Below are 21,132 nucleotides of genomic sequence, written 5' to 3' on the forward strand. Positions count from 1 at the left end.
GCGCAGCCAAATCCGGGAGCTGCCGCGGAACCGGCTTTGCCGGGCCGCTGGCGGCGCCCCCTCGAGGGGGTTGGCGAAGCGACACGCAGTGCGCGAAGACTGGGGGTGCTCATTTCACGGCGCCGAAGGTCAGGCCCTGGACCAATTGCTTCTGGCTGAACCAGCCGAACACGACGATGGGCGCAATGGCCATCAGCGAGGCGGCCGACAGCTTGGCCCAGAACAGGCCCTCGGGGCTGGAGTACGAGGCGATCAGCGTGGCCAGCGTGCCGGCCTTGGCCGAGCTGAGGTTGAGCGCCCAGAAGGCCTCGTTCCAGCTCAGTACCAGGCACAAGAGGCCGGTCGATGCGAGCCCGCCCACCGACAGCGGCAGCACGACGTGGCGGAACTCGGTCCACAGGCTGGCGCCGTCCATGCGCGCGGCTTCGAGGATTTCGTTCGGAATGTCCTTGTAGGCGCTGTAGAGCATCCACACCATGATCGGCAGGTTCGACAGCGTGAACACGATCGTCAGCGCGGTGAGCGAATCCAAGAGGCCCGCAGTCTGCGCGAGCACGTAGATCGGCACCAGCGCGCCGACGGCCGGCATCATCTTGGTGGAGAGCATCCACATCAGGATGTCGCGCGTCTTCTTCGTGCGGAAGAAGGCCATCGAGTACGCGGCCGGCGCCGCGATCAAGAGGCCGATGATGGTCGAGCCCAGGCTGGTGATGAGCGAGTTGCGCGCATACAGCAGGTAGTCGCTGCGGCGCTGCACTTCGCTGAAGTTGCCGAGCGTGGGCTCGAAGATGAAGAGCGGCGGCACGTGGATCGCCTGTAGCTCGGTCTTGAACGCCGTGAGGAACAGCCAGCCGAGCGGAAAGAACAGCAGCAGCGCCACGGCCCACGCACCCACGGTGCGCAGCAGTTGGGGAAGGAAGTTGCTGGGTTGCATGGTCGTTCCTTCAGTCGAGGTTCTTGCCGATGATGCGGATGAGGAACACGGCCACGATGTTGGCCAGCACCACCGCGAACAGCGCACCGGCCGAGGCCACGCCCACGTCGAAATTCATCAGCGACTGCTTGAAGATCAGATAGGTCATGTTGGTGCTCTCGTTGCCCGGGCCGCCATTGGTGGTGATGGCAATCTCGGCGAACACGCTGAGCAGGAAGATCATCTCGATCATGATCACCACCGCCATCGGCCGGCCGAGGTGCGGAATGGTCAGGTAGAAGAAGCGCTGGAACGCGCTCGCGCCGTCCATGCGCGCGGCCTCCATCTGCTCGCGGTCGAGCGACTGCAGCGAGGTGATGAAGATCAGGCAGGCGAACGGCAGCCACTGCCAGGCCACCATGACGATCACCGAGAACAGCGGCACGTCGGTGAGCCAGTCGACCGGCGTCGCGCCGAAGAAGCGCCACACGTCGGCCAGGATGCCGTAGATGGGGTTCATCATCATGTGCTTCCACAGCAGCGCATTGACCGCGGGCATGACGAAGAAGGGCGAAATCAGGAGCACCCGCACGATGCCGCGGCCCGGGAAGGGTTCGTTCACCAAGAGCGCGAGCAGCACGCCGAACACCACCGTGATGACGATCACGCTGCCGATCAGCATCAGCGTGTTCCAGGTGGCGGGCCAGAAGTCCGGATCGGTGACGAAGTAGTGAAAGTTCTCGATGCCCGCGAACGTGCGTTCGCCGGGCTGCATGAGGTTGTAGTTCACGAACGAGAAGTACAACGTCATCGCAAGCGGCACGATCATCCACAGCAGGAGCGTGAGCACGGCGGGCGCCATCAGGGCCCGGGGCAGGAGTCGTTTCATCTTGTGTTCCTCTCAGGCTGTTGCCCCCTCTCCCGCCCGCGGGAGAGGGTTGGGGTGAGGGCATGCGGCGGCGGCCGTGGACGTGCTGCTGCCCCCTCACCCTGCCCTCTCCCCGGGGGGAGAGGGGAAAAACGGCTTACTTGTAGTACCCGGCCTTCTTCATCTCGCGCTCGGCGGCCGTCTGCGAGGTCTTCAGCGCCTGGTCCACCGTGACCTTGCCCGACAGCGCCGCGCTCATCTGCTGGCCCACCGCCACGCCGATGGCCTGGAATTCGGGAATGGCCGCGTACTGCACGCCCACGTACGGCGACTTGGGCAAGGTGCTGTCGCTGAGGTTGGCGGTGTCGATGGCCTTCTTCTCGGCCGCGGCGAACTTGGCCACCTTCTGGAACTCGGGGTTCGCATAGGTCGACTTGCGCGTGCCGGTGGGCACCGTGGCCCAGCCATGCTCCTTGGCGACCAGGTTCACATACTCCTTGGACGTGGCCCACTTCACGAAGGTCTGCGCGGCGGCGCCCTTGGTCGAGCTGGCGGGAATGGCCAGGTTCCAGGTCCACAGCCAGTTCGCGCCCTTGGGTGTGACGGCCACGGGCGCCTGCGCGAAGGCCACCTTGTCGGCCACCTTCGACTGCTTCGGATCGCTGATGAACGAGGCCGCGATGGTCGCGTCCACCCACATGCCGCACTTGCCCTCGTTGAAGAGCGCAAGGTTCTCGTTGAAGCTGTTGGCCGAAGCGCCGGGCGGGCCGTAGGCCTTCATCAGGTCGACGTAGAAGTTGATCGCGTCCTTCCACGGCTTGGTGTCGATCTGCGGCTTCCACTGCATGTCGAACCACTGGCCGCCGTTGGTGTTGACCAGCGTCGTCAGGAAGGCCATGTTGTCGCCCCAGCCCGGCTTGCCGCGCAGGCACATGCCGTACACGCCGGCCTTCGGGTCGTGGATCTTGCCGGCGAGTTCTTTCACCTGCGCCCAGGTGGGCTGCTCGGGCATCTGGAAGCCGACCTTGTCGGCCAGGTCCTTGCGGTACATGAGCATCGAGCTCTCGCCATAGAACGGCGCGGCGTAGAGCTTGCCTTCGGACGACAGGCCGGCGCGGATGGCGGGCAGCAGGTCGTCCGCGTCATAGGCGGCGTCGGTGGCAATGGGCTGGAGCCAGCCCTTCTTCGACCAGATCGGCGCCTCGTACAGGCCGATGGTCATCACGTCGAACTGGCCGCCCTTGGTGGCGATGTCGGTGGTCACGCGCTGGCGCAGCGTGCCTTCTTCCAGCGTGACCCACTTGAGCTTGATGTCGGGGTTGGCTTTTTCGAAGAAGGGGGTGAGCTTCTGCATCTCGATCATGTGGCCGTTGTTGACGGTCGCAATCACGAGTTCGGTGGCGGCCTGGGACGCGAGGCCCGTGCCGATGAGTGCGAGGACGAGGCCCGCTTTCAGAAAACGCTTCATGTTGTCTCCTAGAGGTGAGCGACGCCCTCTGTTCAGGTCGCCGTGGCAGGATTCTGGAGAAACGCGCTTGCGGGTTTGGTACTTCGCTGGCTCGCCTTGGTACTTTCATGCACCAGTTGGCTAGGAGATTCCCTAATCAACGCAATACAGCATGGAAACTCGCAAGCCAAAGGCCTCAGGCGCCGCCCAGCAGCTGGCGCCGGAACTGCGCCGCGGCCGGCGAGAGCGGGCGATCCTGCCGGGTGACGAGGCAGATCGGCGGCACGCGCACCGGCAGCTCCACCGCCACCGTGCGCAGCACGCCCAGCCGGGCGTAGTGGTTGGCCTGCGAAGCCGGCATCACGGCCGCCATGTCGGAGTTCTCGAGCAAGGCGGTGATGGCGATGGGCGATGCCGTTTCGATGATGTCGAGCCGCGCCTGGATGCCCGCCTCCCGCATGGCCGCCTCGAAGCGCCCGCGCTGCGGCGAGCCCGGCGGCTGCAGCACCCAGGACCAGTTCGCCATCTCGGCCAGCGTGACGACGGTGGCGCGCTCGAACACCGGGTGCGCGGCGCGCACCACGACCACCTGCGATTCGCCCAAGAGCGGCACGCTCGCGTACTTCGCCTCGTCGTGGGCATCGGTGAGCCGGCCCAGCACCAGGTCGACATCGCCCTGCTCCAGCTGCGCCTGCATCACGTCGCTGGTCTCGACCACCACCGACACGGCCACCTGCGGATGGCGGCGGTGGTATTCGACCAGCGCCGGCGCCAGCAGCTCGGGCACGGCGCCCGGCACGCTGCCCACGCGCAGCGAACCACTGAGGCCCGAGCGCAGCGCAAGCATTTCCTCGCGGGCGCTGCCGAAGTCGCTGAGCACGCGGCGGGCGTAGCGGATCAGGATCTCGCCATACGGCGTGGGCTCCATGCCGCGCGCGAGGCGTTCGAAGAGCCTTTCGCCCAGCGAATCCTCCAGCTGCTGCAGCAGCTTGGTGGCGGCCGGCTGGCTGATGTTCATGGCCTCCGCCGCGCGGCCCAGGTGGCGGTGGGCGTCGAGCCGGGCCAGCAGGAGCAACTGGCGCGGCCGCACATGGAGCATCAGCGACGCGTCGGTCAGGCCGGAACCGGAAGTCATGCACAAAAGTATATGGAGTTTCGGCCTTTTTCGATTGGATCGGGCGCACAAAGCTCCCTAAGCTCGCGCCAAACAAGCAGGAGACACACCGATGAAGCCATCTTTTTCTTGCCCGCGCAGCGGGCGCGGCTGCGCTGGCGCTGCTGGGCGCCACCGCCGGCGCCCAGCAGCCGGCCTACCCCGACAAGCCGCTGCGCATCATGGTCGGCGCCTCGCCCGGCGGCGGCACCGACATCCTGGCGCGCGTGCTGGCCGACAAGTTTGCGCCGGTGCTCAAGCAGCCGGTGACGGTGGAGAACCGGCCCGGCGCCTCCAACACCATTGCCGGCGAGCTCACGGCGCGCGCCGCGGCCGACGGCAGCACGCTGCTGCTGGCCACCAACACCGCGCAGGCAGTGGCGCCCCACATCCTCAAGCTCAAGTACGACCCGCTGAAAGACCTGCAGCCGATCGGCCTGGTGGCCGTGATGCCCAACGTGCTGGTGGTCTCGGCCAGTTCGCCGTACAAGTCGGTGAAGGACCTGGTGGCGGCCATGGCGGCCAGACCCGGCGGCTTCAAGTACGCGTCCTCCGGCATCGGCAGCACGCAGCACGTGGGCGGCGAGGCCTTCAACCTGGCCACGGGCATGAAGTCGATCCACGTGCCCTACAAGGGCAGCTCGCAGGCCCACATCGACATCATCGGCGGCGAAGTCGACATGATGTTCGACAGCACCTCGTCGGCCATGGGCCAGATCAAGGCCGGCAAGTTCCGCGCGCTGGCCGTGAGCGCGCCGCAGCGCTCGCCCGAGTTGCCCGACGTGCCCACGCTGGCCGAGCAGGGCATCAAGGGGGCGGACGTCTCCACCTGGTACGGCCTCTACGTGACGGCCGGCACGCCGCGGCCCGCGGTCGAGCGGCTGAACGCCGAGCTCGTGCGCACGCTGAAGCTGGCCGACGTGCAAACGCGCATCAAGGCCCTGGGCGGCGAGCCCGGAACGGTCACCGGCGACGCCTTCGCGGCAATGAACAGGCAGGAGTTCGACCACTACGGCCAGCTCGTGCGCGACGCCAACATCAAGGCCGAGTAAGGCCTCCCTTTTTCATCATTTCATTCCTGACCACATGTCCACCCCATCGAAGACCCCGAGCGTCATCCCTGCCAAGCCCCGCATCGCCGTGCTGCTCGGCGACCCCGGCGGCGTCGGCCCCGAGATGGCCGTGAAGCTGCTCGCGCGCCAGCGCAACCTGGACGCCGCGCGCGTGCTGCTGATTGCCGACCCGGTGGTGCTGGCCGCAGGCGAGCGCGCGGCGGGCACGAAGCTCGACCCGCTGCGGGTCGGCGGATTCGACGATCTGCGCTTCGAGGACGGCCGCCCCACCCTGCTGCTGCACGACTGGATGGAAGGCCGGGAGCCGGTGCTCGGCGAGTCGAACGAGGCCTCGGGCCGCGCTTCCTTCGAGGCGCTCGAACTCGCCACCGCGGCCGTGCGGCGCGGACAGGCCGAGGGCATTCTCTTCGCGCCGCTCAACAAGCATTCGCTGCGCCTGGGCGGCCTCGTGCACGAGGACGAGCTGCGCTACATGCAGGAGCGTTTCGCGGTGACGGGCTTCGTCTGCGAGTTCAACCTCACCGGTTCACTCTGGACCTCGCGCGTGACCTCGCACATTCCGCTGAAGGACGTGGCGAGCCACATCACTGTGGAGGGCGTGAGCGATGCGGTGAAGATCATTGCATCAGCGCTGCGCCGCGCCGGTGTGGCACAGCCGCGCATTGCGGTAACGGGGCTCAACCCGCATGCGGGCGATGGCGGCTCCATCGGCATGGAAGAGATCGAGATCATCGCGCCGGCCATCGAGCGGCTGCGCGCCGAGGGCTTCGACGCACGCGGCCCGTTCTCGCCCGACACGGTGTTCATCGGCGCGCGCCGCGGCGACGTGGATGCGGTGGTGTCGATGTACCACGACCAGGGCCAGATCGCGATGAAGCTCATGGGCTTCGAGGAGGGCGTGACCCTGCATGGCGGCCTGCCCGTGCCGGTGGCCACCTCGGCCAGCGGCAGCGCCTTCGACATCGCGGGCAAGGGCATCGCGCAGATCGAAGGGCTGCAGCAGGCCTTCGACCTGTGCGTGCGCATGGCCAACGGTGCGCCGGTGCGCGCGCTCTCCAGCGCGGAAGTTGCAGCCTGACGCGAAGCTCAGGCGGCGGGCGCCCCGTGCGGGTTGGCCTCGGGCTGCGACGGCTGCACGTAGAAATAGATCAGCACCAGATTGACGATCGGAATGATCATCAACAGCTGGAGCCAGCCGCTCTTGCCGATGTCGTGCAGGCGGCGCGCGCCCACGGCCAGCACGGGCAGCAGGAAGGCCAGCGCCGCGATGAAGTACACATATTCATGGACCAGACCCGCCACGATGAGAACGACGAGCTCGGTCAGCACGAACCACCAGTACTCCGAACGCGATGCGCGCCCCTTGAAATCGGTGTATTTGCTGAAGCAGGTCTTGACCGCTGTTTGAAAGTCCATTGATCGACTCCTCTTGATTGAATCCCAGGGAAATTCCCCGGGCCGATCATATCGATGCATCTTTCAACAGTACATTCGGCCATCCGTTCGCAAACAAACGGCCTATTGATTGGCCCGTTGCCTGGCCTTTCAGCGAATCAAGCCCGGGTGCCCAGGCGTTTCAGCAGGCCCGCCGTCGAGGCGTCGAGCCCCATGATGTCGCCCGAGGCCAGGCGCGGCTCGATGTCCTTGGCAAGCACCTTGCCGAGCTCCACCCCCCACTGGTCGAAGCTGTTGATGCCCCACAGCGCGCCGCTGGTGAACACGCGGTGCTCGTACAGCGCGAGAAAAGCGCCCAGCGATTCGGGCGTGAGCTTGTCGAACACGAAGAAGGTGCTCGGCCGGTTGCCCGGGAAGTTCTTGTGGCCGCCGGCATCGAGCTTGCCGACCATCAGCGCCTGCGCCTGCGCGAGCGCGTTGGCCAGCAGCTTGGGGTGGTGGCCGTCGAGATCGTGCGCCGCATCGCGCACCGCCACGAATTCGAGCGGGATCACGTCGGTGCCCTGGTGCAGCATCTGGAAGTAGGCATGCTGGCCGTTGGTGCCGGGCTCGCCCCAGAGCACGGGCGAAGTGCCGATGGAAAGCGCCGCGCCCTCCGCATCGACCTGCTTGCCGTTGCTCTCCATCTCGAGCTGCTGCAGGTAGGCCGGCAGGCGCTTCAAGGCGCTGTGGTACGGCGCGATGCCGCGGCTCGTGAACCCGTGGAAGTTGCGGTACCAGACGTCGAGCAGGCCCAGCCGCACCGGCAGGTTCTGCTCGAGCGGCGCGCTGCGGAAGTGCCCGTCCATCGCATGCGCGCCCGCCAGCAGCCGGCGGAAGCCGTCGGCGCCAATGGCCAGCGCAATCGGCAATCCGATGGCCGACCACAGCGAATAGCGCCCGCCCACCCAGTCCCAGAAGCCGAAGGTGGTGTCGATGCCGAATTGCCTCGCGGCCTCCACGTTGGTGGTGAGCGCGGCAAAGTGGCCGGCAATGTCGGTGCCGCCCGACTGCTCGTACCAGCGCCTGGCCGAGAGCGCGTTGGCCATGGTCTCGGCCGTGGTGAAGGTCTTGGAGGCCACGAGGAACAGCGTGTGCTCCGGCGCCAGGTCGCGCAGCACGCTCGCCAGCTCGTGGCCGTCGACGTTGGAGACGAAGTGAAAGCGCTTGCCCGGCGCGGCGAACTCGGCCAGCGCCAGCACCGCCATCTGCGGGCCGAGGTCGGAGCCGCCGATGCCGATGTTGACCACGTCGGTGATCGTGTGGTCGCTGCGCACCTTCTCTGCATAGGCCAGCATCGCATCGAGGGTGGCGTGCACTTCGCGCAGCTCGTTCGCGGTCTTCGGGCCGGTCGGCGCATCGGCCGGCGCGCGCAGCAGCGTGTGCAGCACGGCGCGGTCTTCGGTGGTGTTGATGTGCTCGCCCGCGAACATCGCGTCGCGGTGTGCCTCGAGGCCGCACTCGCGGGCCAGCGTGAACAGCAGCTCTTGGGTTCGCGCATCGATCAGGTTCTTCGACAGGTCGGCGAACACGTGCGGCGCCTCCTGGCTGAAGCGCTCGAAGCGCCCGGCATCGTCGACGAAGGCGTGGCGCACGTCGAACTGGCGGCCTGCGGTCTCGAAGGCGGCCTGCAGTTGCGCCCAGGCCGGCGCGCGGTCGCAGCGAAGGGTCATGGCCATGGTTACTTGCGGCTTTCCTGCATGAGTTTTTCGAGCTTCACGGCGTCGGCCGCAAAGGCGCGGATGCCCTCGGCGAGCTTCTCGGTGGCCATGGCGTCTTCGTTGAGCGCGAAGCGGAAGCCGGCCTCGTCGTAGCTCAGCTTCGGCACGTCGGCACCTGGCGCGGCCTTGGCATCGAGCGCATGCGCGAGCGGCTCGTTGTTCGCGGCCAGTTCAGCCAGCAGCTCGGGGCTGATGGTCAGCAGGTCGCAGCCGGCCAGGGCCTGGATCTGTCCCACATTGCGAAAGCTCGCGCCCATCACCTCGGTCTTGATGCCGTGCTGCTTGTAGTACTCGAAGATCTGGCGCACCGACTTGACGCCCGGATCGTTCGCGCCCGCGCTGGCGGCCTCGTTCCATTGGGCGCCGGCCGATTTCTTGTACCAGTCGTAGATGCGGCCCACGAAGGGCGAAATGAGCTGCACGCCGGCCGCGCCGCAGGCCACGGCCTGGGCGAACGAGAACAGCAGCGTCAGGTTGGTGCGGATGCCCTTCTGCTCCAGGACGCGCGCCGCCTCGATGCCCTCCCAGGTGGAGGCCACCTTGATCAGCAGGCGCTTGCCGGTGTCGATGCCTTCGGCCTTGTAGAGCGCCACGATACGCTCGCCGCGCGCAATGGTGGCGGCCGTGTCGAACGAGAGGCGCGCGTCGACCTCGGTCGACACACGGCCCGGAATGATCGAGAGGATTTCAGTGCCGAAGCGCACCAGCAGCCGGTCGATCACCTCGTCGAGCGGCTTGCCCGCGTGCTTGCTGACGGCTTCGTCGAGCAGCGGCCGGTACTCGGGCTTCTGCACCGCCTTCAGGATGAGCGACGGATTGGTGGTCGCATCCTGCGGCCTGGAAATGGCGAGTTGCTTGAAGTCGCCCGTGTCGGCGACCACGGTGGTCCATTGGCGGAGAGCATCGAGTTGGTTCATGGAGAAAGATTATCCAGTGCGGGTGATGACAAGTCCTGCACGCAGTTGCGCTGGGGCCGATGTTTTCATGCGCACCGTAGCACGGGTTTTCACCGCCCTGCATCGGCCTGCCGCCGACAGGGTTGTATGCCGGCCGCCCTGCCCTACAGCGGCTGTGGTCCGTCGCTGACGGCACGCCGCCCCGGCCGGGCGCTACGCTGGCCTTCCCCCTTTTTTGATGCTTTCGATCACAGGAGTGCCACGTCCATGCCTTTTCGCCATCGCTCCGCGGCGCCTGCCGCTGCCAGCCGCGCTCCTTTCGACGACCGGCGCACCAGCCGTTCCATCGGCACCCTGGCCACGGCCTTCGTGGTGGGCGGCGTCGCCACCTGGATCGCCATGGGCGCGGGCCGCAGCGCGCGGGCGCAGCTGCCCGGCCCGGCCGATGGCGCGCCCCTGATGCGCGCGCCGCTGCAGGTGGTGGCGCCAGTCGATATCCAGCGCTATGCCGGCATCTGGCACGAGCAGGCCCGCCTGCCCAACCGCTTCCAGAAACAGTGCGCCGGACCCGTGAGCGCCGAGTACACGCCCCAGCCCGACGGCACCGTGCAGGTGCTCAACCGCTGCGTGCGGCCCGACGGCAATTTCGACGAGGCCGTCGGAACGGCCCGCGTGGTGCCGGTGGCGGGCCAGCCCGGCGCGGGCCGGCTCGAAGTGCGCTTTGCGCCCTCATGGCTGAGCTGGCTGCCGATGGTGTGGGGCGACTACTGGATCCTGAAGCTCGACCGCGACTACCAGGTGGCGCTGGTCGGCACGCCCGACCGCGAATACCTCTGGGTTCTTTCGCGCGCACCCCGCCTCGAAGACGACGCCCTCCAGGCCGAGCTGGACTACGCCGCCAGCCTGGGCTTCGATACGTCCAAGGTGGTGCTCACCGGCCGATAGTCGGGGCAACCGGCACCGCCGGCAGATGGCGCGCCAGCTGCGCCGCCAGCGCCGCGGGATGCGTGCAATGGACGGCCTGCCAGCCGAAGGCGCGCGCGGCCTCCACGTTGGCGGCCGAATCGTCGATGAACACCGTCTGCGCGGGATCGAGCGCATGGCGCACCGCCAGCAGTTCGTAGATTTCGCGCTCCGGCTTGATGAACTTCACGTCGCCCGAGAACACGCCCCCGTCGAAACGCCGCATGAAGCCGTGCCGGCGCTCGACCGCGCGCGCGTACGGCGCAGGCATGTTCGAGAGGTAGTACAGGCGCAGCGCCTCGCCGGCCTCGCGCCGGGCGAACAGCTCTTCGAGCAGCGCCACGGTGACGGCAATGGGCTCGAGGCGCTCGCCGAGCGTGCCGAGCATGGCGTCGAGCCGGGCCGCCGGCAGCGACAGCCGCTGGGCCATGCGCGCGATGGCGTCGTCCAGCGAGCGCGTGCCGCAGTCGAAGCTCATCCAGTCGTCATGGTGGAAGAGTGCGCGGCCCAGCGCCGCTGCGGCAGCTTCCGTGGGGGCATGCTCAGGAAGATGGGCCTGCACCAGCCGGGTGGGCTCCCATGCCAGCAGCACGGCGCCAAGATCGAAAACCACGTTCATGGCGCCATTGTTTCACGCGCCGGGCACCACGCTGACGCCATGCGCCGCCAGCGACAGCATGGCCTCGGCGCCCGCGGCCAGCGGGCTCGAAAGATCGGGCGACACCACGAACACCGGCCCCAGCGGCGTGTCGAAGCCGTATTCGTAGAAGCTGCCGAGGTAGGCCGCCTTGCGCAGCGTGGCGGGCAGGCCGTCGCTGGCGCCGCCCGCCCCAATTTGCCAGGCCTCGGGCCGCACCGCCACCTTCACCGCGCCGGGCGCCACCGCATGGCGCGGCCGCAGGCGCAGCGGGCCGAGCGCGACGCTGCCGTCGGCTTGCGCCACCGCCGGGAACACCATCGCCTCGCCCATGAAGCCGGCGACGAACTCGCTCTCTGGCCGGGCGTAGAGCTGCTCGGGCGTGCCGCGCTGGGCGATCACACCGTGGTCCATCACGATGATCTGGTCGCTCACGGCCAGCGCCTCGCTCTGGTCGTGCGTGACGTAGGCCACCGTGAGCTTCAGCCTCTGCTGCAGTGCGCGGATTTCCTCGCGCATTTCGCGCCGCAGCCGGGCATCGAGGTTGGACAGCGGCTCGTCGAACAGCAGCACCGCGGGCTCCAGCACCAGCGCGCGCGCCAGTGCCACCCGCTGCTGCTGGCCGCCCGAGAGTTCGCTGGGCAGCCGTTCGTCGAAACCGACCAGCCCCACGCCCTTGAGCGCGCCGCGCGCCCGCAAGATGGCCTCGTCCTTCTTCACGCCGCTCATGCGCAGGCCGTAGCCCACGTTCTCGATCACGTTCATGTGCGGGAACAGCGCGTAGCTCTGGAACATCATGCTCACGTTGCGCTCGGCCGGGCCTAGCGTGGTGACGTCGCGCCCGCCCATGAAGATCGAGCCCGAGGTGGCCGATTCGAGCCCCGCGATCATGCGCAGCGTGGTCGTCTTGCCACAGCCCGAGGGCCCGAGGATAGTGGTGAGCGTGCCCACCGGCACCTCGAAGCTGATGCCCTTGACCGCCAGCGGCCCGTTCCTGTCGGTGCCGTAGCGCTTGGTGACGTTGCGGAATTCGATGCCGTTCATGCTGCCAAGCTTTCCATTTTGTGATGCCCCTCATGCGGAGGCACAGCCCCGCGCCGCCCCAGCTTGCGCTCCCCGACCACGAACTGCACCAGCGCAATGGCCAGCGACATCAGGATCATGAGCACCGTGCAGTACGCGAGCGCAATGCCGTAGTCGCCGTTGCCCACGCGGCCGATGATGTAGGTGGTGGCCAGTTCGTTCTCGGCCGTGACCAGGAAGATCACCGCGCTCACCGTCGTCATGGCGCGCACGAAGCTGTAGACCAGCGCAGCCACCAGCGCGGGCTTCAGCAGCGGCAGCATCACCTTGAAGAGTGTCTGGGCCGTGGAAGCGCGCAGCATCAGCGAGGCTTCGTCCAGCGACCGGTCCAGCTGCTTGAAGGCCGCGGTGCCGGCCCGCACGCCCACCGGCAGGTTCCGGAACATGAAGCACAGCACGATGATCAGCCCGGTGCCCGTGAGCTCGAACGGCGGCACGTTGAAGGCCAGGATGTAGCTCACGCCCAGCACGGTGCCCGGAATGGCAAAGGCCAGCAGCGCACCGAACTCGAACACGCTCTGCCCCTTGAACTCGTTGCGCGCGAGCAGCCAGGCAATCAGCAGGCCCAGCGCGGCGGTGATGGGCGCCGAGATGCCCGCGAGCTTGAGCGTGGTGAGCAGCGAATTCCATGCGGTGCCGGCCCACACCAGGCCGAACTGGCCCCATTCGAGCGCGAACGCGTTCTTGAAGTGATCGAGCGTGAAGCTGTAGTCGCGCCCCCAGGTCTGCACGAAGCCGCCCGCAAAGGCGAACAGGTAGACCACCGCGGTGAACGCGATCCAGGGCAGTGCGATGCACTGGATCGTGCGCCGCACGCCGTCGGGCAGCGCCATCGCAATGCCCGCATCGCCCTTGCCGCTCACGGTGGTGTAGTTCTGCTTGCCGAGCACGCCGCGCTGCAGCGCGAACACGCCGAGCGCAAAGACCGTCAGCACCCACGCCAGCGAAGCCGCGCGGCCCTGGTCGTACTGCGCGCCGACGATGGCAAAGAAGATGTCGGTCGACAGCACCGAGAACTGCCCGCCCACCACCACGGGATTGCCGAAGTCCGCAATGCTTTCGATGAAGCCCACCAGGAAGGCATTGGCCAGCCCGGGCTTCAGCAGCGGCAGCGTGATGGTGAAGAAGGTGCGGCGGCGGTCGGCGCGCAGCATCTGCGCCGCCTCCTCCAGGCTGGGCGCAATGCCCTGCACCACGCCGCGCATGATCATGAAGGCAATGGGCGTGAAGGCGAACAGCTGCGCCACCAGCACGCCCGGCATGCCGTAGAACCAGCGCGTCGGCTCGATGCCGAACATGCTCTCGAGCAGCTGGTTGACGATGCCCGCGCGGCCGAACAGCAGGATGAGGCCGAGGCCCACCACGAAGGGCGGCGTGATGATCGGCAGCAGCGCCAGCACCCGCAGCGCGGCCTGGCCGCGCCTGCTGCCGCGCTCGGCCATCAACGCCATCAGGGTGCCGAGGAAGGTGGTGCCGGCTGCCGTCAGCAATGCCAGCACGAGCGTGTTCCAGGCCACGCCGCAGCGCACGCCGCCCGCCAGGCAGCCCACGCCCCAGATGCGTTCGGCGAACACGCGCGCGGCAAAGGCCGTGACCGACCAGCGGCCGTCTTCGTCGAGGAAGGCCCCCGCGAGCGCCTTGCTCACCGGGTAGGCGATGAACAGCGCCATCAGCACCCCGCAGCCGATGACCGCGGCCGCCACGAACAGGTCGCCCTTGAAAAGCCCGAGCCGCGCAATGCCGAAGGCGGCCAGCAGCGTCAACGCCGCGAGCGCCACGAAGCCGCCTGCGCCGATGCCGAACTGGTTGATCGCGAGTTCGCCGAACTGCGCGTTGAGCGCCGCAAAGCTCCAGCCGCGCGCGCCGATGGCGAAGCCCGCGATGGCCAGGCCCACGGCACCGATGGCGCCGCCCGCCAGCAGCCAGCGCCCCTGCGCACGGCCGGCCGGCAGCCAGGCGCCGATGGCGCACATCGCCAGGCCGGCAAGCCCGATGAAGAGCCAGCCGCGCCCCTGCGTGGCTGCCTGCATCAGGCCGTTGGCGCCCTCGGCCCGGCCGAAGACTTGCGGAACGGCTTCGTACCAGCTCGAGTCCTGGATCGCGTACCAGGGCAGCAGCAGGTAGGCCGCAAGGCCCAGCGCCACCCAGGCCCAAATCCAGCGCTGCGCCCGCCGGGCGGCGGCCACCGACGCCGGATTGACCGGCGCGCCGCCGATGGAAGGGGCTTGCACTTAGCGCGGCAGCGAATTGACGTCTTTTTCCCAGCGCGCGATCAGGCGGCGGCGCTCGGCGCTGGCACCGTACTTCGCGTAGTCGTAGTTGATGAACCTGATCTTCTTGAAGTCGGGAATGCGCGGGTCGAGCTTGGCATTCGCGTTGCTCGGCAGCTGGAACTGCTTGTTGGCGGCGCCGAGTTCCTGCGCGCCGGGCGTGAGCGCCCATTCGTAGAACTTCTTCGCAGCCTCGAGGTTGCGCGCGCCCTTGATGATGCTCATGGAGCCGATCTCGGCGCCGGTGCCGTCGCTGGGCGTGATGGTCTCGACCGGAAAGCCCTGCATCTTCTCGCCCGGGCCGTCATGCACGAAGCTGATCGACACGGCCGTTTCGCCGCGCGCCACCGCCTTGATGGGGCCCGTGCCGGAGCGGGTGTACTGGCCCACGTTGCGGTGCAGCGCCTTCAGGTAGTCGAAGGCCTTGTCCTCGCCCATCAGCTGGACCAGCGTGGCGATCATGGTGTAGGCCGTGCCGCTCGACGCCGGGTTGGCCACCTGGATGTCGCCCTTGTATTCGGGCTTGAGCAGGTCGGCCCAGGTCTTGGGCACCGGCAGCTTCTTCTTGGCGAGAAGCTCGGGGTTGTAGCCGAAGCCCAGCGGCCCGGAGTAGATGCCCACGGTCCTGTAGCCCGACTGTTTCGCCTGCTGCTGCGCCCAGGGATGCAGCTGCGCCAGCGTGGGCGACTTGTATTCGAGCGTCAGGCCCTGTTCGGCCGCCTGCAGGTGCGGGTCTCCGGTGCCGCCGAACCAGATGTCGGTCTTGGGGTTGTCCTTCTCGGCGATGAGCTGGGCCAGCGCCTCGCCCGAGCCCTTGAGCGACATGTTGATGCGGGTACCGGTGGTGCGGGCATACACGGTGGCAATCACGTTGCACCATTCGGCCTGGACCGAACAGATCACGTTGACCGTGCCCTGCGCCGACGCGGCGGCCGACAAACCCAGCAATGCCGCTGCAGTAAAAAGCTTCTTCATGTGAAAACCCCGCAACGAAAACAAAAATAGGCCTTTCGGCCGGGGTGGAGCGTAGCTTTCGTACAGGTTTCATGAATCGGTACAAGTACCATTCGGTTGAAACAGAGAGCCTTCTCGGCACAAGACAAAAGGAAATTCGACTCATGAGCTTCGATCTCGTTCTGTTCGGCGGCACTGGCGATCTCGCATGGCGCAAGCTCATGCCCGCCCTGTTCCAGGCCTTCAGGCACGGCAGCCTCCCGAAAGACGGACGCATCGTCGGCGTGGCGCGCGACGACCTCTCGGACGACCAGTACCGCGAACTGATCCAGTCGCGCTTCAATGCCGTCGAAGGCGCCAAGCGCCCTTCGGCCGAGGAGTTCGAGAAGTTCGCCTCGCTGCTGCACTACCTGCGCATGGACCTGTCCAAGCCGGCCGACTACGCGCGGCTTTCCGACCTGCTCAAGCAGCGCAATGCCGACACGGTGGTGATGTACGTGGCCACGGCGCCCGCGCTCTTCACCCAGGTGGTCGAGCAGATTGCCGCGGCCGGCCTCAATGGCCCGTCCACGCGCGTGGTGCTCGAGAAGCCGCTGGGCCACGACCTGGCATCCAATCGCGCGATCAACGCCGCAGTGTGCAAGGTGCTCGACGAGAAGCAGGTCTTTCGCATCGACCACTACCTGGGCAAGCCCTCGGTGCAGAACCTGTTCGCCATGCGCTTCGGCAATGCGCTGTTCGAGCCCATCTGGCGGCGCGAGCACATTGCCAACATCCAGATCACCATCGCCGAAGACCTGGGCGTCGAAAAGCGCGGCGCCTTCTACGACCAGACCGGCGCGCTGCGCGACATGGTGCAGAACCATGCGCTGCAGCTGGTCTGCGCCATCGGCATGGAGCCGCCGATCAACTCGCATGCCGACGCCATCCGCGACGAGAAGCTCAAGGTGCTGCGCGCACTCAAGCCCTGGACGCCCGAGACGCTGGGGCTGCATGCGATTCGCGGCCAGTACACGGCCGGCACGGCGTACGGCGAGCGCGTGCCGGGCTACAAGGACGAGCCCGGCGTCGACCCCGACAGCCGCACCGAGACCTTCGTGGCGCTGCGCACCGAAATCGCCAACTGGCGCTGGGCCGGCGTGCCGCTGTACATCCGCACCGGCAAGCGGCTGGCCTCGCGCGATGCGCGCATCGAGGTCAACTTCCGGCCCACGCCGCATGCGATCTACCGTGCACCTTCCGGCGCCGTCAACAAGCTGGTGATCAATCTGCAGCCCAGGGACGGCCTGGAACTGCACATGCTCGCGCAGGCCCAGGACAACCGCCGCAGCAGCAACGGCCACCACAGCGCCGCGCAGCTCGCGCCCGTGCAGCTGGACCTCGACTTCGACAAGCGCTTTGGCGCCGAGCGCGTGGGCGCCTACGAACGGCTGCTGCTCGACGTGATCGACGGCCGCCTGAACCTGTTCGTGCGCAGCGACGAACAGGAAGAGGCATGGCGCTGGGTCGAGCCGCTGATCGACAGCTGGGCCTCGGACGGCGGGCCGCGCCCCTATGCCGCCGGCACCTGGGGCCCGAGCGCATCGAGCGCGATGATCGCGCGCGACGGCTTCGCGTGGAGCGAGGAACAGTAGGTAGGCCCACGCGCTCAGCCGAACTGGATGCAGCGCATGCCGAGCGTGCCCGACTGGAATCCCTCGTAGACCGTTTTCGCGCGTTCGCTCACGCCCGCAGCGCCGAGCGCATAGAGAAACGGAAAGTAGTGGTCCGGCGTGGCGACCGCCATCGATGCGCCCGCGAGCTTTTCATAGCCGACCAGCGCGCGATCGTCCCGGCCCGCGAGCGCGGCCTTCACCGCATCGTCGAAGGATTGGGCCCAGGGCCGGCTTGCCATGAGCCCGTCGGCCGTGCCGCGGTCGGTGGCCCGCAGGTTGTGCACCACGTTGCCGCTTCCCATCACGAGCACGCCCTTGTCGCGCAGCGCCGCCAGGTCGCGCCCGACGGCGTAGTGGAAGGCGGCCGGCTTGTCGTAGTCGATGCTGAGCTGAAAAACCGGAATATCGGCCTTCGGGTAGAGGTGCTTCAGCACCGTCCATGTTCCGTGGTCCAGGCCCCACTGCTCGGTGCCCACCACCGCGGACTGCTTCACCGCGCCGACGGTTTCGCGCGCGAGCGCGGGATGGCCCGGCGCGGGATACTCGATGTCGAAAAGCGCCTGCGGAAAGCCGCCGAAATCGTGGATCGTCTTCGGCCGCTCCTGCATCCCCACGCCGGTCGCGCCGCGGCTCAGCCAGTGGGCCGAAACGCTCAGGATGGCCGAGGGCCGCGCAAGCTCCCTGCCCCAGGCGGACAGCCGGCGCGTGAAGGCGTTGTCGGCCAGCGCATTCATGGGCGAGCCGTGGCCGATGAAGATGACCGGCATCCGCTGCGGCGGCGCACCGGCGGCGGCATGCGACAGCGAGCAAAGAGAAGCCAGCGTTGCGGTGACTCCGAGCGCGGAACCCATGAGAAAGCCGCGTCGGCCCAGCGCCGACTGGATCGCCGGACTGCCGCCGGTGCCTGTGTTCTTCTTCATGGTCATGGCTGCACTCTGCGCAGGCTGGCCGCGCACGTCAGTGCGTTTACGCACGCTTTCAGCTAAATGCGGCCTTCTTCCACTGCATGGCAGGCCACCTGCACGCCCCTGATGCTCAGCAGCTTAGGCCGCTCGGCCGAGCACCGCGCATTCGCGTGCGGGCAGCGCGGATGAAAAGCGCAGCCGGTCGGCGGGTTCAGCGGATTCGGCACTTCGCCCTGCACCGGCGTGCGCGCGCGGCCGGTGTGCTTCATCTGCGGAATCGCGTCGAGCAGCATGCGCGTGTAGGGATGCTGCGGCTCGGCGAAGAGCTTCTGCTTGTCGGCCACCTCGACCAGCCGGCCCAGGTACATCACGCCGACCTGGTCGGCCACGTGCCGCACCACCGCGAGGTTGTGCGAGATGAAGAGATAGGTCAGGCCCTGCTGGCGCTGCAGGTCCTTCATGATGTTGAGCACCTGCGCCTGCACGCTCACGTCGAGCGCCGAGGTGGGCTCGTCGCACACCAGGAACTCGGGCTGCGTGGCGAGTGCGCGCGCGATGGAGATGCGCTGGCGCTGGCCGCCCGAGAACTGGTGCGGGTACTTGCTCATGTCCAGCGGCGAGAGGCCGACCGACTTGAGCAGTTCGCCCACGCGCTCGCGCAGCTCGGCCTTGCCGCTGAGGATGCCGTGCTCGCGCAGCGGCTCGCCAACGATGTCTTCCACGATCCAGCGCGGGTTCAGGCTCGCATACGGGTCCTGGAAGATCATCTGGATGCGGCGGCGCAGCTTGCGGCCTTCGGGGGTCTTGAACGCGGCGTGCGCGTCCTGCCCGTCGAACTGCAGGCCGCCGCGCGTGGGTGCGTAAAGGCCGACCAGCAGCCGCGCCACGGTGCTCTTGCCGCAGCCCGATTCGCCCACCAGCGCCAGCGTCTTGCCGCGCTCGATCGAAAAGCTCACGCCGTCCACCGCATGCAGCAGCACGCGCGGCTTGCGTTCGAGCACGCGGTTGAGCCAGGGCGGCGAGACATCGAAGGTGCGGGCCAGGTCGTGCGCCACCACGAGCGGCTCGCCGCCTTCCGCCTTGCGGGGTTCGATCACGGCGCTCATCGGGTCACCTCGGCCAGCGGTGCGGCCGCATCGGGCACGGCGCGCTCGCCGGCCAGCTGCGCATCGTGGTGCTGGGCGGCCAACTCGGCCTGGCCCTTGTGCGGATCGGTGGCATCGTGCAGCCAGCATGCGGCGCGCGTGGCGCCGGCATGCATGAGCTCGGGCCGCTCGGTCAGGCAGCGCGCGAAGGTGCGCGGGCAGCGCGGGTTGTAGGCGCAGCCCTGCGGAATCGCATTGAGCCGCGGCATGGCGCCGTCGATCTGGTTGAGCCGCTCGCGGTCGCTCGTCATGTCGGGAATCGAGGCCATCAGGCCCGAGGTGTAAGGATGCGCCGGCTGGTGGATCACTTCGTGCACCGGGCCGATCTCGGCGATGCGGCCCGCGTACATCACGGCCACGCGGTCGCAGGTTTCGGCGATCACGCCCATGTCGTGCGTGATCAGCATCACGGCCGCGCCGCGGTCCTTGCAGATGCGCTTGAGCAGCTGGATGATCTGCGCCTGGATCGACACGTCGAGCGCCGTGGTCGGCTCGTCGGCCACGATGAGCTTGGGCTCGGCCGCCAGCGCCAGTGCAATCACCACGCGCTGGCGCATGCCGCCCGAGAACTGGTGCGGGAAGTGCTCGATGCGTTGCTCAGCGGCCGGAATGCCGGTGTCCTGCAGCAGGCCGATGGCGCGTTTGCGCGCTTCGGCTTCCGTCACCGGCAGGTGGGCGCGGATGGTTTCCACCAGCTGCCGGCCGACGGTGTAGAGCGGGTTCAGCGAGGTCAGCGGGTCCTGGAAGATCGCGCCGATCTTGCGGCCGCGAATGGGCCGCATCGCGTCGAAGCCGAGGTTGTCGATGCGCTGGCCTTCGAGCAGGATTTCCCCGCTGGCCACGCGGCCCGGCGGTTCGAGCAGCCCGATGATGGCCGCGCCCGTGAGCGACTTGCCGGCACCCGATTCGCCCACCACGCCAAGGATTTCCCCGGGCGCGATGTCGAATGAAATTCCGTCGAGCGCGCGCAGCGTGCCGCGGCGGTGCGGGAACTCGACGACGAGATTCTTGACCTGGAGCAGCGTCATGGTGGCGTTGTCCTTTTTTCCATCAGCGCAGACGCGGGTTCAGCGCGTCGCGCAGCCAGTCGCCCAGCAGGTTCACGCTGAGCGCGATCAGCACCAGCATCAGGCCCGGAAACACGGTGATCCACCATTCGCCAGAGAACAGGTACTGGTTGCCGATGCTGATCAGCGTACCCAGCGAAGGCGATGTCGGCGGAACGCCGACGCCGAGGAACGACAGGGTCGCCTCGGTGATGATCGCAGTGGCCACCTGGATGGTGGCCAGCACCATCACCGGCCCCATCACGTTGGGCAGCACGTGGCGCAGCATGATGCGCAGCGGCGCCACGCCGGTCACGCGCGCGGCCTGCACGTATTCCTTGTTGCGCTCCACCAGCGTGGAGCCGCGCACGGTGCGCGCGTACTGCACCCAGCCCGTCAGCGAGATGGAGATGATGAGCACGCCGAAGGCCAGCGACTCATGCGCATTGGGGAATAGCGCGCGGCCGACGCCGGCAATCAGCAGCGCCACCAGAATGGGCGGGAACGACAGCATCACGTCGCACAGGCGCATGAGGAACGAGTCGAGCCAACCGCCGAGGAAACCGGCCAGCAGGCCGAACACCACGCCCACCGTGATCGACAGCACCACCGACACGATGCCGACGATCAGCGAGATGCGCGCGCCGTAGATCACGGCCGAGAGAATGTCGCGGCCCTGGTCGTCGGTGCCCAGCAGGTACTTGGAGGAACCCTCGGCACTCCACGCGGGCGGCAGGCGCGCGTCGCCGAGTTCGAGCGTTGCGAGGTCGAAGGGGTTGTGCGGCGACACCCATCCGGCAAAGACCGCGCAGAACACGCAGGCCAGCGCAATGAGCGCCGCCGCCACGGCCACGGGCGAAGTGCGAAAGCTGTAGCCGACATCGCTGTCGAGCCAGCGGGCGAATGTTTTTTTCATCGTGAGGAAAAAAGGATGGGCCCGCAAGAAGCGGGCCCAGAATCGAGCCGCTC

Annotated in this window: 19 protein-coding genes; 4 read left to right on the forward strand and 15 right to left on the reverse strand. The window is 67.7% G+C overall.

Features of this window, described 5'->3' with window-relative positions; all coding sequences use genetic code 11:
- Positions 1-109 precede the first annotated feature (109 nt).
- The 4 genes from QFZ47_RS07650 to QFZ47_RS07665 form a co-directional block, all read right to left on the reverse strand.
- Positions 110-934 carry a carbohydrate ABC transporter permease gene (locus QFZ47_RS07650; protein WP_047783686.1) on the reverse strand — a complete coding sequence of 275 codons (825 nt, stop codon included), beginning with the start codon at positions 932-934 and terminating at the stop codon, positions 110-112.
- 10 nt (positions 935-944) lie between these two features.
- Positions 945-1,802 carry a carbohydrate ABC transporter permease gene (locus tag QFZ47_RS07655; RefSeq protein WP_047783687.1) on the reverse strand — a complete coding sequence of 286 codons (858 nt, stop codon included), beginning with the start codon at positions 1,800-1,802 and terminating at the stop codon, positions 945-947.
- Between the two features lie 136 nt (positions 1,803-1,938).
- Entirely contained in the window at positions 1,939-3,249 is a 1,311-nt protein-coding gene (locus QFZ47_RS07660) for an ABC transporter substrate-binding protein (protein WP_307655073.1), read from the reverse strand.
- Between the two features lie 175 nt (positions 3,250-3,424).
- Positions 3,425-4,363 carry a LysR family transcriptional regulator gene (locus tag QFZ47_RS07665; RefSeq protein ID WP_307655074.1) on the reverse strand — a complete coding sequence of 313 codons (939 nt, stop codon included), beginning with the start codon at positions 4,361-4,363 and terminating at the stop codon, positions 3,425-3,427.
- A 200-nt stretch (positions 4,364-4,563) separates the two neighbouring features.
- Here QFZ47_RS07665 and QFZ47_RS07670 point away from each other — a divergent pair, with 200 nt between their 5' ends.
- Together QFZ47_RS07670 and QFZ47_RS07675 are read left to right on the forward strand one after the other, a co-directional pair.
- Positions 4,564-5,433: a Bug family tripartite tricarboxylate transporter substrate binding protein gene (locus QFZ47_RS07670; protein ID WP_370880570.1), complete on the forward strand. Its 870-nt coding sequence runs from the start codon at positions 4,564-4,566 to the stop codon at positions 5,431-5,433.
- 34 nt (positions 5,434-5,467) lie between these two features.
- Entirely contained in the window at positions 5,468-6,532 is a 1,065-nt protein-coding gene (locus QFZ47_RS07675; RefSeq protein WP_307655075.1) for a 4-hydroxythreonine-4-phosphate dehydrogenase PdxA, read from the forward strand.
- 8 nt (positions 6,533-6,540) lie between these two features.
- On the opposite strand, the gene QFZ47_RS07680 is transcribed toward QFZ47_RS07675, so the two are convergent.
- From QFZ47_RS07680 to tal, 3 genes are all read right to left on the reverse strand, one after another.
- The gene (locus QFZ47_RS07680) at positions 6,541-6,870 is read right to left on the reverse strand and encodes a DUF805 domain-containing protein (protein WP_307655076.1); all 330 of its coding nucleotides are present in this window, start codon (positions 6,868-6,870) and stop codon (positions 6,541-6,543) included.
- Between the two features lie 137 nt (positions 6,871-7,007).
- Positions 7,008-8,567 carry a glucose-6-phosphate isomerase gene (gene pgi / locus QFZ47_RS07685; RefSeq protein ID WP_307655077.1) on the reverse strand — a complete coding sequence of 520 codons (1,560 nt, stop codon included), beginning with the start codon at positions 8,565-8,567 and terminating at the stop codon, positions 7,008-7,010.
- A 2-nt stretch (positions 8,568-8,569) separates the two neighbouring features.
- A complete protein-coding gene (gene tal, locus QFZ47_RS07690) occupies positions 8,570-9,526 on the reverse strand; it encodes a transaldolase (protein ID WP_307655078.1) in 957 nt (318 codons plus the stop codon).
- A 246-nt stretch (positions 9,527-9,772) separates the two neighbouring features.
- Here tal and QFZ47_RS07695 point away from each other — a divergent pair, with 246 nt between their 5' ends.
- Positions 9,773-10,450, forward strand: coding sequence for a lipocalin family protein (locus QFZ47_RS07695; RefSeq protein ID WP_307655079.1), 678 nt, complete (start codon positions 9,773-9,775; stop codon positions 10,448-10,450).
- Here QFZ47_RS07695 and QFZ47_RS07700 read toward each other — a convergent pair.
- Genes QFZ47_RS07700 through QFZ47_RS07715 form a run of 4 tightly spaced genes read right to left on the reverse strand, consistent with a single transcriptional unit; the run spans position 10,437 to position 15,433 of the window.
- Positions 10,437-11,087, reverse strand: coding sequence for an HAD family hydrolase (locus QFZ47_RS07700; protein ID WP_307655080.1), 651 nt, complete (start codon positions 11,085-11,087; stop codon positions 10,437-10,439). The genes QFZ47_RS07695 and QFZ47_RS07700 overlap by 14 nt on opposite strands.
- Before the next feature lie 12 nt (positions 11,088-11,099).
- Positions 11,100-12,149 (reverse strand): ABC transporter ATP-binding protein, encoded by a 1,050-nt coding sequence (locus QFZ47_RS07705; protein ID WP_307655081.1) that lies wholly within the window; start codon positions 12,147-12,149, stop codon positions 11,100-11,102.
- Positions 12,146-14,419: an ABC transporter permease gene (locus QFZ47_RS07710; RefSeq protein WP_307655082.1), complete on the reverse strand. Its 2,274-nt coding sequence runs from the start codon at positions 14,417-14,419 to the stop codon at positions 12,146-12,148. The genes QFZ47_RS07705 and QFZ47_RS07710 overlap by 4 nt, the downstream gene beginning before the upstream one ends.
- Positions 14,420-15,433 (reverse strand): ABC transporter substrate-binding protein, encoded by a 1,014-nt coding sequence (locus QFZ47_RS07715; RefSeq protein ID WP_307655083.1) that lies wholly within the window; start codon positions 15,431-15,433, stop codon positions 14,420-14,422.
- A gap of 143 nt (positions 15,434-15,576) precedes the next feature.
- Here QFZ47_RS07715 and zwf point away from each other — a divergent pair, with 143 nt between their 5' ends.
- On the forward strand, positions 15,577-17,046 hold the full coding sequence (zwf, locus tag QFZ47_RS07720) for a glucose-6-phosphate dehydrogenase (RefSeq protein WP_307655084.1): 1,470 nt from the start codon (positions 15,577-15,579) through the stop codon (positions 17,044-17,046).
- A 14-nt stretch (positions 17,047-17,060) separates the two neighbouring features.
- Here zwf and ygiD read toward each other — a convergent pair whose 3' ends face one another.
- The 4 genes from ygiD to QFZ47_RS07740 are packed head-to-tail and all read right to left on the reverse strand — an operon-like array spanning position 17,061 to position 21,079.
- The gene (gene ygiD / locus QFZ47_RS07725) at positions 17,061-17,993 is read right to left on the reverse strand and encodes a 4,5-DOPA-extradiol-dioxygenase (RefSeq protein WP_307655085.1); all 933 of its coding nucleotides are present in this window, start codon (positions 17,991-17,993) and stop codon (positions 17,061-17,063) included.
- A gap of 56 nt (positions 17,994-18,049) precedes the next feature.
- Positions 18,050-19,078: an ABC transporter ATP-binding protein gene (locus QFZ47_RS07730; RefSeq protein WP_307655086.1), complete on the reverse strand. Its 1,029-nt coding sequence runs from the start codon at positions 19,076-19,078 to the stop codon at positions 18,050-18,052.
- Complete coding sequence (locus QFZ47_RS07735; protein ID WP_307655087.1) at positions 19,075-20,145, reverse strand: ABC transporter ATP-binding protein; 1,071 nt, start codon at positions 20,143-20,145, stop codon at positions 19,075-19,077. The genes QFZ47_RS07730 and QFZ47_RS07735 overlap by 4 nt, the downstream gene beginning before the upstream one ends.
- A gap of 22 nt (positions 20,146-20,167) precedes the next feature.
- Positions 20,168-21,079: an ABC transporter permease gene (locus QFZ47_RS07740; protein ID WP_307655088.1), complete on the reverse strand. Its 912-nt coding sequence runs from the start codon at positions 21,077-21,079 to the stop codon at positions 20,168-20,170.
- Between the last annotated feature and the right edge of the window lie 53 nt (positions 21,080-21,132).

The organism is Variovorax paradoxus (assembly GCF_030815975.1).
Classification (GTDB): domain Bacteria; phylum Pseudomonadota; class Gammaproteobacteria; order Burkholderiales; family Burkholderiaceae_C; genus Variovorax; species Variovorax paradoxus_N.

Excerpts from the sequence above, each read along its gene's own strand:
- QFZ47_RS07650 (WP_047783686.1), bottom strand. The coding sequence starts at position 934 with ATGCAACCCAGCAACTTCCTTCCCCAACTGCTGCGCACCGTGGGTGCG.
- QFZ47_RS07655 (WP_047783687.1), bottom strand. The coding sequence starts at position 1,802 with ATGAAACGACTCCTGCCCCGGGCCCTGATGGCGCCCGCCGTGCTCACG.
- QFZ47_RS07660 (WP_307655073.1), bottom strand. The coding sequence starts at position 3,249 with ATGAAGCGTTTTCTGAAAGCGGGCCTCGTCCTCGCACTCATCGGCACG.
- QFZ47_RS07665 (WP_307655074.1), bottom strand. The coding sequence starts at position 4,363 with ATGACTTCCGGTTCCGGCCTGACCGACGCGTCGCTGATGCTCCATGTG.
- QFZ47_RS07670 (WP_370880570.1), top strand. The coding sequence starts at position 4,564 with ATGGTCGGCGCCTCGCCCGGCGGCGGCACCGACATCCTGGCGCGCGTG.
- QFZ47_RS07675 (WP_307655075.1), top strand. The coding sequence starts at position 5,468 with ATGTCCACCCCATCGAAGACCCCGAGCGTCATCCCTGCCAAGCCCCGC.
- QFZ47_RS07680 (WP_307655076.1), bottom strand. The coding sequence starts at position 6,870 with ATGGACTTTCAAACAGCGGTCAAGACCTGCTTCAGCAAATACACCGAT.
- pgi (WP_307655077.1), bottom strand. The coding sequence starts at position 8,567 with ATGGCCATGACCCTTCGCTGCGACCGCGCGCCGGCCTGGGCGCAACTG.
- tal (WP_307655078.1), bottom strand. The coding sequence starts at position 9,526 with ATGAACCAACTCGATGCTCTCCGCCAATGGACCACCGTGGTCGCCGAC.
- QFZ47_RS07695 (WP_307655079.1), top strand. The coding sequence starts at position 9,773 with ATGCCTTTTCGCCATCGCTCCGCGGCGCCTGCCGCTGCCAGCCGCGCT.
- QFZ47_RS07700 (WP_307655080.1), bottom strand. The coding sequence starts at position 11,087 with ATGAACGTGGTTTTCGATCTTGGCGCCGTGCTGCTGGCATGGGAGCCC.
- QFZ47_RS07705 (WP_307655081.1), bottom strand. The coding sequence starts at position 12,149 with ATGAACGGCATCGAATTCCGCAACGTCACCAAGCGCTACGGCACCGAC.
- QFZ47_RS07715 (WP_307655083.1), bottom strand. The coding sequence starts at position 15,433 with ATGAAGAAGCTTTTTACTGCAGCGGCATTGCTGGGTTTGTCGGCCGCC.
- zwf (WP_307655084.1), top strand. The coding sequence starts at position 15,577 with ATGAGCTTCGATCTCGTTCTGTTCGGCGGCACTGGCGATCTCGCATGG.
- ygiD (WP_307655085.1), bottom strand. The coding sequence starts at position 17,993 with ATGACCATGAAGAAGAACACAGGCACCGGCGGCAGTCCGGCGATCCAG.
- QFZ47_RS07730 (WP_307655086.1), bottom strand. The coding sequence starts at position 19,078 with ATGAGCGCCGTGATCGAACCCCGCAAGGCGGAAGGCGGCGAGCCGCTC.
- QFZ47_RS07735 (WP_307655087.1), bottom strand. The coding sequence starts at position 20,145 with ATGACGCTGCTCCAGGTCAAGAATCTCGTCGTCGAGTTCCCGCACCGC.
- QFZ47_RS07740 (WP_307655088.1), bottom strand. The coding sequence starts at position 21,079 with ATGAAAAAAACATTCGCCCGCTGGCTCGACAGCGATGTCGGCTACAGC.